Source organism: Atribacteraceae bacterium, from assembly GCA_035477455.1.
Taxonomy (GTDB): Bacteria; Atribacterota; Atribacteria; order Atribacterales; family Atribacteraceae; genus DATIKP01.
This window is the reverse complement of record DATIKP010000075.1, coordinates 25,384-34,864: the sequence shown is the minus strand read 5'-3', so window position 1 is coordinate 34,864 and position 9,481 is coordinate 25,384. Positions and strand designations below refer to the sequence as shown.

11 protein-coding genes and 1 pseudogene are annotated in these 9,481 nt (G+C 53.4%); 1 reads left to right on the top strand and 11 read right to left on the bottom strand.

Features of this window, described 5'->3' with window-relative positions; genetic code table 11:
- Positions 1 to 2,007 (bottom strand): helicase-related protein (locus VLH40_04730; GenBank protein ID HSV31313.1); only part of this gene is annotated, 2,007 nt, incomplete at its 3' end.
- 461 nt (positions 2,008 to 2,468) lie between these two features.
- Here VLH40_04730 and VLH40_04725 point away from each other — a divergent pair.
- Positions 2,469 to 2,936: pseudogene (locus VLH40_04725) on the top strand (transposase).
- 322 nt (positions 2,937 to 3,258) lie between these two features.
- Here the strand turns inward: VLH40_04725 and VLH40_04720 are convergent.
- The 10 genes from VLH40_04720 to ftsY all read right to left on the bottom strand — a co-directional run bounded on the left by VLH40_04720 (position 3,259) and on the right by ftsY (position 9,471).
- Positions 3,259 to 3,630 carry a YraN family protein gene (locus VLH40_04720; protein ID HSV31312.1) on the bottom strand — a complete coding sequence of 124 codons (372 nt, stop codon included), beginning with the start codon at positions 3,628 to 3,630 and terminating at the stop codon, positions 3,259 to 3,261.
- Positions 3,530 to 4,207: a ribonuclease HII gene (locus VLH40_04715; protein HSV31311.1), complete on the bottom strand. Its 678-nt coding sequence runs from the start codon at positions 4,205 to 4,207 to the stop codon at positions 3,530 to 3,532. Before VLH40_04715 ends, VLH40_04720 begins: the two co-directional genes overlap by 101 nt.
- A 4-nt stretch (positions 4,208 to 4,211) precedes the next feature.
- Entirely contained in the window at positions 4,212 to 4,757 is a 546-nt protein-coding gene (gene lepB, locus VLH40_04710; GenBank protein ID HSV31310.1) for a signal peptidase I, read from the bottom strand.
- Positions 4,735 to 5,088, bottom strand: coding sequence for a 50S ribosomal protein L19 (gene rplS, locus VLH40_04705; protein ID HSV31309.1), 354 nt, complete (start codon positions 5,086 to 5,088; stop codon positions 4,735 to 4,737). The genes lepB and rplS overlap by 23 nt, the downstream gene beginning before the upstream one ends.
- A 77-nt stretch (positions 5,089 to 5,165) precedes the next feature.
- Positions 5,166 to 5,876: a tRNA (guanosine(37)-N1)-methyltransferase TrmD gene (gene trmD, locus VLH40_04700; GenBank protein ID HSV31308.1), complete on the bottom strand. Its 711-nt coding sequence runs from the start codon at positions 5,874 to 5,876 to the stop codon at positions 5,166 to 5,168.
- Positions 5,873 to 6,373 (bottom strand): ribosome maturation factor RimM, encoded by a 501-nt coding sequence (gene rimM / locus VLH40_04695; protein HSV31307.1) that lies wholly within the window; start codon positions 6,371 to 6,373, stop codon positions 5,873 to 5,875. The genes trmD and rimM overlap by 4 nt, the downstream gene beginning before the upstream one ends.
- Before the next feature lie 86 nt (positions 6,374 to 6,459).
- Positions 6,460 to 6,690 (bottom strand): KH domain-containing protein, encoded by a 231-nt coding sequence (locus VLH40_04690; protein HSV31306.1) that lies wholly within the window; start codon positions 6,688 to 6,690, stop codon positions 6,460 to 6,462.
- Between the two features lies 1 nt (position 6,691).
- Positions 6,692 to 6,937, bottom strand: coding sequence for a 30S ribosomal protein S16 (gene rpsP, locus VLH40_04685; protein HSV31305.1), 246 nt, complete (start codon positions 6,935 to 6,937; stop codon positions 6,692 to 6,694).
- A 59-nt stretch (positions 6,938 to 6,996) separates the two neighbouring features.
- Entirely contained in the window at positions 6,997 to 8,337 is a 1,341-nt protein-coding gene (gene ffh, locus VLH40_04680) for a signal recognition particle protein (protein ID HSV31304.1), read from the bottom strand.
- A gap of 198 nt (positions 8,338 to 8,535) precedes the next feature.
- Entirely contained in the window at positions 8,536 to 9,471 is a 936-nt protein-coding gene (gene ftsY / locus VLH40_04675; GenBank protein HSV31303.1) for a signal recognition particle-docking protein FtsY, read from the bottom strand.
- Positions 9,472 to 9,481: the final 10 nt, after the last annotated feature.

Below are 9,481 nucleotides of genomic sequence, written 5' to 3'. Positions count from 1 at the left end.
AAGGTCGGCGCCGCCCAGTTTCCCGGCATAGTAGTCCCGCAGGATGCGTTCCACATGCGCCGCCGGCAGGATTTCGCCGACGACGTTGAACACCGCGTCGTCGTCGAGCGCGTCCCGGATTTCCTGAAGCTTCTCCAGTAGCCGCTGGAGCACGCGGCCCTCGATGGTGTTCGTGGCCACAAAGTTGAAGATCAGGCAGTCCTTCTTCTGGCCGTAACGGTGAATACGTCCCATGCGCTGTTCAAGGCGATTCGGGTTCCAGGGAATGTCGTAGTTGAAGAGGATGTTGCAGACCTGAAGGTTGATGCCCTCGCCCGCCGCCTCCGTGGCTACGAGCACCTGGATGGCGCCTTCGCGGAACTGTTGTTCGGAGTAGAGCCGTGAGCCGGGCTCGTCGCGCGAGCCGGGCTTCATGCCGCCGTGGATGCAACCGACGCGGAACCCCCAGCCTTTGAGCTTGCCCATAAGGTAGTCGAGCGTATCCCTGAACTCGGTAAACAGGAGAAGGCGCCTGTCCGGGTGGTCGAAGAAGCCCTCCTGGTGGAGCAGGTCTTTAAGCTTCGACAGCTTGGCTTCTGAGCCGGTGCCTTCCACGGCTTGCGCCTGCCCGGCGAGTTGACGTAATTCGGCAATCTCCTCGCGAATCTGCGCAGCGTTTCCGGCGAGCGTGATGGCCTCGAGCATCTCTTCCAGGCGCTCGCGCTCGTGCTCCTCCATCTCCTCGATCTCATCCGGGTCCGGCAAGTCGGGCGGGGCCAGCCGCGCGAGTTCCTGGACACGCTTCAGGCCTTCCTCGAGCCTCCGGGCGCGGTTATCCAGGCTGTGACGCATGGCGTAGGTGCTGGAGGCCAGCCTGCGTTGGTAGAGGGACATCAGGAAGCCGACCGCGCGGGCGCGGGGATCATCGCCCCCTGCGGCGGCCTTGGCGCTCTGGCGCTTCACGAATCTGGTGATCTCCCCGTAGAGATCGAATTCCGATCCATCGATCTGGAAGTCAACGGTGTTCGGGATGCGCTTCGTGAAAATCTTCTCGGCCACCCACGTACCATCGGGACGGCGCTGCGGGAAATAGACCATGGCCTCCTTGGTACGGCGCAGGTAAAACGGTGCCCGGCGCTGATTCATGGCCTCCCGGATGGAGCGGACATCCGCGTAGGTGTCTGCGTCCAGTAACTGTAAAAACAGCGTAAAGTTGGCCGGGTCGCCCTTGTGCGGGGTGGCGGTGAGCAACAGGAGGTGATCCGAGGTGTCCCGGAGGAGTTCGCCAAGAGCGTACCGCGCAGTCTTGCGCGCCGGGGGCGTCCAGGACATGCGGTGGGCCTCATCCACGATGACCAGGTCCCAGTGGACCTGCCTGAGTCCGGGAAGGATGTCGTGGCGTTTGGCCAGGTCCAGGGAGGTGATGACCTTTTTCTGCTCCAGCCACTGATTTACCCCAAACTGGTCACGGATTTCTCCTCCCTTGAGGACCATGAACTTCTCATCGAACTTTTCTTTGAGTTCACGCTGCCACTGGAAGGAAAGGTTGGACGGACAGACGACTAAAATCCTTTCGGCCATACCCCGCAGCTGCAACTCACGGATGAGCAGCCCGGCCATAATGGTCTTGCCGGCGCCGGCGTCGTCCGCGAGCAGGAAGCGGACGCGGGCCAGCTTCAAAAGGTAGTTGTAGACCGCTTCCAGCTGGTGGGGCAAGGGATCGACTCGGGAAATGGAGAGGCCAAAATAGGGATCGAACTCATAAGCGATGCCGAGGGCATGAGCCTGCAAGCCCAGGCCGAGGAGCCGGGCATCTCCATCAAACTTAAAACCAGCATTAAGGATGGTGAGCCCGGCAAGGTCGCGGGCAGTCAGTGTGACCCGGCGAAAGCGCTCAGTCCGGGTGCCTACGAGACCAAGGGTCCAAACTCCATCGTCGCCGGCGCACACTGTCTCTACGCGCATCGGCTCGTTGAAGAGAGGACCCCTTACTACTTGACCCTGGCGCACAGCAACCTCGCTTGCCATCGACTCTCCACCCTGCTAGCCCGTTTGTGTAAAATCGGACAAAAGATATTATACCGGCTAATCGCCAGTCCTGTAAGTTGTTTTCAATAAATGGAACCGCATCTAGACAATCGGTTAACTTCTTTAATTCTTTTTCGGTCTTAACCCTATGCAAAAGCCCCGCCACAACCGGTCCAACCATATATACTGTTCCGGCTAAAAGTCCCTTTTCAATTATAGCTACAGTTTCAGGCTGGTTTTTGAAATATTCAATCCAGATCGAGGTATCAACAATGATCTTAATCTTCGCCCAACTCCGCTTCGCGATTTTTTTCAACTGCCTCTTCGTCTAAGTCAATGTTGCCTTTTAAGTGCCGGGTACGGGACCAAAGAAAGGGAGGGGAGGAGCCCATCCCCTGGCTCTACCAGAAGGGGGATCTCCACCAACGATTTTCCGGAAGCCCTCGGGCGAAACCCATCCCCGGCGCTGCTGGATGCACAAGACCGCCAATGTGCTCAATTATCTCCCCAAGAGTGTGCAGGGGAAAGCCCAGGCTGACCTCCCCCAGATCGGGATGGCCGAAACCAGGGAAGATGCCGAGAAAACCTTCGATCACTTCCTCCACAAGTACCCGGCCAAATACCCCAAGGCCACCGACTGCCTGGAAAAAGACCGGGAGGTGCTCCTTACCTTCTATGACTTCCCGGCGGAACACTGGAAGCACCTGAGAACCACCAACCCCGTGGAATCCACCCTGGCTACAGTCAGACCAAGAACCAACAAGACCAAGAACTGCGGGTCCCGGGTTACCGTGCTCAGCATGGTCCACCAACTCTTCCTCAGTGCCGGGAAGAGATGGAGGAAGCTGGATGGAGTACCCCGGTTAGCAGAAGTGGTGGAAGGAGTTATATTCGTCGAGGGAGTTCGCCGGAATGTGGACGCCGCCTGATGGGTCATACCCAACATTTGACATTAGCTCCTCGTGCGCCCATGCCGGGCGCACCGCAAAAAGGCCAGGGATGGCCTTTTCAGCATCACTGCAACAGGAGGTGGTCATTGATGCGTGCGAGAAAATGTAAGATGAGGCGGGGCTGATGGCAACGGGGCCTTGCTGAAATGAGTTTTTGCAGCAAAATCTTATTTTATTCCCCAATATTGAGGAAATATCCAGTGGGGATTTTCATGAAGAGAAACAGTCCTGTACTTTCACGACGGTTGGCCGGTCGGGATCAACAGACTGATGAACAGAAGCCATGATCCACTCTGGAAACTCAAAACGCATTGGGGATATGGTTAATCTGAGGATCGCCCGAGCGGTAGATGATGGAGATGACGTCAAAACGACAGGTAGTATGATGAGGGTTCAAGCCTTCTTTTAGTAAAAAAGCCAAGGCGGTTTTGCGAATTTTCTGTTGTTTCCGTGGCGTCACCGATTCTTCCGGCAATCCGGCGGAAAGTCGTTCCCGGGATTTCACTTCGAAAAAAACGACGGTCTTTCCTTCCCAGGCGATAATATCGATCTCACCAGTGGGGGAACGAAAGTTAGTTTCGAATACTCTCATCCCCAAGTGTTTCTCGATAAAGCGCCGGGCCGCCGCTTCTCCGCTCCGTCCCGTATGAGGAGTCCTTTTCGTATTTCCCACAAAACGACCTCCGATGAGCGTCCGACAGACCGAAACAGGAAATCCTTTCCCGGTGAAGTCGTGTTCCATATCCCTTGTGCGCGGAAAAACCATATTGAGGGAAAGATGCATGATACCATTCTTTCATAATCCGATCCCGCCACACCTTGGCGACGATCGAAGCGGCGGCAACGGTAAAGCTTCGACTTTCCGCCTTGCTGAGAACCATCGATGGAATCGGGATTCCCGGTAATGCCAGCCAGTCCAGCAGTAAATAATCAGGGGCCGGACGGGAAAACGCCCGATCGAGCGCTTCCCGAAAAGCATGGCGATTCGCCCTCTGGATACCGACTAAATCGATCAACCGCTCATCGGCCATGCCAATCCCCACGGATTCAGCCTTTTGAATGATCCGGTCAAAGAGTCTTTCCCGGCTGTTGGGTTGAAGTTTTTTCGAATCCCGGTATAAGGTTAAGTCGCTTCTCCCGGCAAACACGACACAGGCAGCGACAAGGGGGCCGGCCAAGCTTCCGCGTCCGGCTTCGTCGATTCCGGCAATCCGTTGGATACCTCTGGCCCACAATTCATCTTCAAGCATCTGATTAACGTAAAATCCTTATTCGGTGAGGTGGCCAGTAGACTAGAAACGCCCGGCCGATAATTTTCCCGCGGGGCACAAAACCCCAGAACCGGCTGTCGTCGCTATTCTGGCTGTTGTCTCCCAATGTGAAATATGATCGGTCCGGAATAAGTTGTTCACCCTGACCGTAAAAACCGATATCGAAATAATACGTTTCGTTAAAAAACCCGCCTTCCAGCGGTACATCGTCGGCATACACCCTGCCGCCCCCGATCCTGATTCGTTCATTCGGCATACCGGCAATACGCTTGATCAGGTTTTTCCGTGAGTCGATTGGATAGCGAAAAACGACGATTTCCCCCCGTTGTGGCTCTAAAAAACGATAGGGGAGTTTAGCCACCAAAACCCGTTCTCCGGGGAGTAAGGTCGGCTGCATGGACCCCGAGGGAATATAAAAACCCTCGATAAGGAAATGCCTCACCAGAAGGGCGATGGCCAATGCCCAAACAATAGTTTCAATCAATTCCCGCAAGGCGCTCTTTTTTTTAGTTTTCGCGTCTTTCTTCAATGCGTGAGTCCCGAACACTCTTATTTCTCAAGTAATAAAGCTTCGCCCGTCTCACTTTCCCCCTTCTGGAAATTTCAATGCGGTCGATGCGCGGTGAATGAAGCGGAAAAATCCGCTCCACTCCGATACCGAAAGATATTTTACGGACCACAAAAGAACGGTTGATTCCCGCGCCCTGGATCGCGATGACTATTCCTTCGAAGACCTGTATACGCTCCTTTTCTCCTTCGACGACCTTGAAATGAACCCGGACCGTATCTCCGGGCTCAACTAATGATACCTCTTTCAAGTGGGGTGATTCCACGACTTTCAATAATCTGTCCCTATCCATGATTCTCTCCTCCCGGTATCCTCTCGCCAAGCGACGGCTTTCTTGTTCTGGTCCGGAAAAAACCGTGTTATACTATATCATTCGAGTGGGTGTTTGACAATCGTATCCTGAATCAGGTCCGGGCGGTAGACTCGTGTTTTGATCAGGGCCTGCTCGTTCCGCCACTGGTCAATCCTAGCCTGATGCCCGGAGACCAGAACCTCCGGAACCAGTTTACCCTGATAGTCTCTGGGTCGGGTATACTGTGGAAAGCCCAGAATTCCCGCCTGAAAGGAATCGATCTTCCTTGAATCCTCGTCACCTAAAACTCCGGGAACCAGTCTGATCACCGCTTCGGCAATCACCAGCGCGGGGAGTTCTCCTCCGGAGAGTACATAATTTCCGATTGAAATTTCTTCAGCCCGGCACAGGTCGATCACCCGCTCATCGATCCCCTGATACCGGCCACAGACCATGATCATATGGCTGGCTTCGGCCAGGCACTGTGCAATTTCCTGGGTAAAGATCCGCCCCTGGGGGCTCATGATCAAAACCCGGCCTGCATTCCCGGTACAATGGTGAATGTAACGAACCGCCCGGTATATTGGTTCCGGCTTGAGAACCATTCCCGGCCCTCCGCCAAAAGGGTAATCGTCTACCGTACGATATCGATCAGTTGTAAAAGCCCGGAGGTTGTGTACCTTATACTTCAATAGGCCCTGTTTGCGTGCCCGCTTGAGAAGAGCGGTGTTCAGATACCCTTCGACATATTCGGGAAACAGGGTCACTATGTCAATACGCAGGATCATTCCCAAAATCCGTCCGGGCAATGGACAAGAAGCGATCCCTTTTCGATATCGACCTTCCGGCAATATACGGCAATGAAAGGCATAAGATACTCCTTACCGTCGCCCTCGATCACCAGAAAATCATACGGGTCATGAAACACGATATCACGGACCACCCCAACATATTTGCCCCGGTCAAGTACCCGCAGATTCACGAGTTGATAGTGATAAAAGGTATCCCCTTCTCCAGTTGATGAGCCTTCCTCATCAACGGCAAGCCAGTAGCGCGATATGCGCGGCTCACATAAGGGAATTGGACGGCCGTGAAACGCAACGATCAGATCCTTTCCTAAAGGCGCAAGGCTTTCCACGCATACCGGTGTAAAAGAAGACCCCGGTATGCCCAGAAGAAGATGGGCATCGATCTGAAAACGATCCGGTCGGTCAGTGAGCGGCCTGACCTTGATTGACCCTTGGGTTCCATGAAACCTGAGGACCTGACCTACAAAGATTCTCAATGCTTCGGTACCTCATACCGGACCGGAAAGATTCCCGGCCACGGCCTGCCATCAGGCTTATTTCTCCGGGAAAAAACCATTCTAATTCATTCCAAAATTTCCACAACCGCTTTCTTTTTGCTTTTTATACAGGCGGCTTTGACAATTGTCCTGATCGAGCGAGCGATCCTTCCCTGTTTCCCGATCACTTTTCCCATATCTTCCGGGAGAACCCTGACTTCATAGATAACCGACCGTTCCTCTTCCACCTCGGAAACATTGACCTTGTCCGGGTTATCCACCAGGGCTTTGACCATATACTCCACGAGATCTTTCACGTCATACTCCCTCTAATGCCCGTTTCAATATGGAACGCACTTTATCCGAAGCCTGGGCCCCGTTATCCAGCCAGTAACGGATACGTTCCGGCTTCAGAGATTTCACCGGTTGTTCAGATATCGGTGAATAAGTACCCAGAATCTCGAGAGACTTCCCATCCCGGGCATTGCGCGAATCAACAGCTACGATTCGATAGTGGGGAAGGCGCTTCCTCCCAATTCTCGTCAATCTCAACTTGACTGCCATCGAAGACTTCTCCTTTCCTGAGTTTCATTCTCAATTCGTTTCTTGAACTTTTCCACCGGTTACATTCCCCAGCCGAACAGTCCTCGTTTCTGGAAAGTTCGCGGTACTTTACCTCCTTTATGCATCTGTTTCCAAAGTTTCCTGAAATCGTCGAATTGCTTCAAGAGCTTATTCACGTCCTGTATCGTGGTTCCACTTCCCAGGGCAATCCGTTTTTTACGGCTGGCGTTTATGATTCCGGGAACCGATCGTTCTTTGAAAGTCATCGATTGAACAATCGCCTCGACTCTTTTAAGACTTTTTTCACTATCTTCCCGGGCTATGTTGACCTTGAAGTGTCCGGGCAGCATGCCCATTATTTCTTCCATGGAACCGAGGTTCTTGACTCTCTTCAACTCTTCGAGAAAATCCGATAAGTCCAACTCCTTTTTTTCGAATTTTGACCGGATTTTCTTCTTTTCCTCATCGTCGATGGCCCGTTCAATTTTTTCAATCAGCGTCAGGGTGTCACCCATCCCCATAATCCGGCTGGCCATACGTTCAGGGTGAAATATTTCCAACTGGTCCATCTTTTCACCCATACCTACCAGCTTCACCGGCCACCCGGTCTGGGCAACGATGGATAAGACCGCTCCACCTCGCGCGTCGGTATCGATCTTGGTCAGGATCAGTCCGGTAGGGTTCACCCAACGCTGAAAAGCCTGGGCAACTTTCACCGCTTCCTGACCGGTGGTGGCATCGAGAACCAGAAATGTTTCCTGGAAATGAATTCCCTGAACCAGTTCCTTCAATTCCGCGAGGAGTTCCTCTTCGACATGCAGACGGCCGGCCGTATCGACCACCACGCAATCAAGACTCTTGCTTCGAGCGTATACCAGTGCTTTATTGGCCATCGCAAGAGGTGTTCGCACGGAAACATCGTCGAAGAAATCCACCCCCACCGCACCAGCCAACACGCCAAGCTGGTTTTTGGCCGCGGGACGCCGGGTATCGGTGGAAGTGAGGAGAGGCGCCATCCCCCTCTTTTTCAAAAGTGTAGCGAGCTTACCACAGGTTGTCGTTTTTCCCGAACCCTGCAGGCCGACCAATAGAAAAAGCGCCGGAAAGGCCCCGGACGTATCCAGATTGCGGGAGCTTCCTCCCAAAACAATTCGGATCTCTTCCCAGAGTACCTTGATTACCATTTCCCCGGGGGTGACGCTTTCCAGAACCTCTTTCCCCACCGCCCGCTCTCTCACCCGGGCGACCAGATCTTTAACCACCCGAAAATGAACATCGGACTCCAAGAGGACCATCCGGAGTTCTTTCAGAACAGCATCGACGTCCTGTTCGCTGAGCTTGCCTTTACTGCGAAGCTTTTTGAAAAGGCCGCCCAATTTTCCCACTAACGCGTCAAACATTGGAACAATCCCTCGATTCCTTGCACCGATGATCCCCGTCTCTCCGGAATGCCGTAAATAGGGAACAGGAAAATGAGGCAAGGGAGAAGGTGAACACCGGGGATATCAACCCGCATCTCTTGTCCGGAACAACCCGCCGCAGACAGATCATAAACACATGGAGAACATCAAAGATAATAATATTCAATACTGACTCTGTCAAGAAACCGTTTCCTCGAAAACCAGGGCCCTGACGAATTGATCGGAGTCAAATGAAATCAGGTCATCAATATTTTCTCCCACTCCAACATACTTGATGGCCAATCCCAGTTCCTTGCGGATTCGAAAAACAATCCCTCCCCGGGCCTGGCTGTCCCATTTGGTGAGCACCACTCCGTCGAGGGGAACCACGCGACCGATCGCTTCCGCCTGGAGAAAGGCGTTTTGCCCAGCCATCGCATCGATGACTAAGAGGGTGTTCACGTTTTGCCGGGGAATCTGCCGACATACGATCTTCCCTATTTTTTCAAGTTCCCCGAGGAGATTTTTATTGACATGTGACCGGCCGGCTGTGTCGATAATCACCAACGTATCTCCTTTTTTCAGCGAGCCGTCAATCCCGTCGAAGATGACCGCCCCCGGATCAGCACCATGCGAACCCCTGAAAAAATGACTTCCGGAACGTTGGGCCCACACTTCCAACTGCTCAACGGCCGCCGCCCGAAAGGTGTCACCCGCGACCAGGCTCACCGTTTCTCCCTCTTCGCGAGCCCGGTACGCAAGTTTTCCGGCTACAGTCGTTTTTCCCACTCCATTGATTCCAACCAGGAGAATTGCTTTCAAAGCATTGTTTTGAGCAACAGGGAAGAGCGTGTTGACATTGTCTCTGAGTTCGGCTAAAAGAACCTTATATAGCCAGTCCCGCCAATCCTCCTGCTGGCCTGCTGTTTCTTTGAGTTTCCGGAACCCCTCGACAATTTCCATGGAAAAACCCGGACCGATATCGGCCTGTATGAGCATTTCCTCCAGCGCTTCCCAGTCCTTTTCTCCGGTTTTTTCCTGTGACCAAACGCGGGCAAACTGGCTTTTTATGTTCTCCTTAAATTGCCCCACGCCCCGGAGCCATCGGCTGAATAAACTTTTTTTCTCACTCATCCTGACTATA

Excerpts from the sequence above, each read along its gene's own strand:
- rpsP (HSV31305.1), bottom strand. The coding sequence starts at position 6,937 with ATGGCAGTCAAGTTGAGATTGACGAGAATTGGGAGGAAGCGCCTTCCC.
- rplS (HSV31309.1), bottom strand. The coding sequence starts at position 5,088 with ATGGATAGGGACAGATTATTGAAAGTCGTGGAATCACCCCACTTGAAA.
- trmD (HSV31308.1), bottom strand. The coding sequence starts at position 5,876 with ATGATCCTGCGTATTGACATAGTGACCCTGTTTCCCGAATATGTCGAA.
- VLH40_04715 (HSV31311.1), bottom strand. The coding sequence starts at position 4,207 with ATGCTTGAAGATGAATTGTGGGCCAGAGGTATCCAACGGATTGCCGGA.
- ftsY (HSV31303.1), bottom strand. The coding sequence starts at position 9,471 with ATGAGTGAGAAAAAAAGTTTATTCAGCCGATGGCTCCGGGGCGTGGGG.
- ffh (HSV31304.1), bottom strand. The coding sequence starts at position 8,337 with ATGTTTGACGCGTTAGTGGGAAAATTGGGCGGCCTTTTCAAAAAGCTT.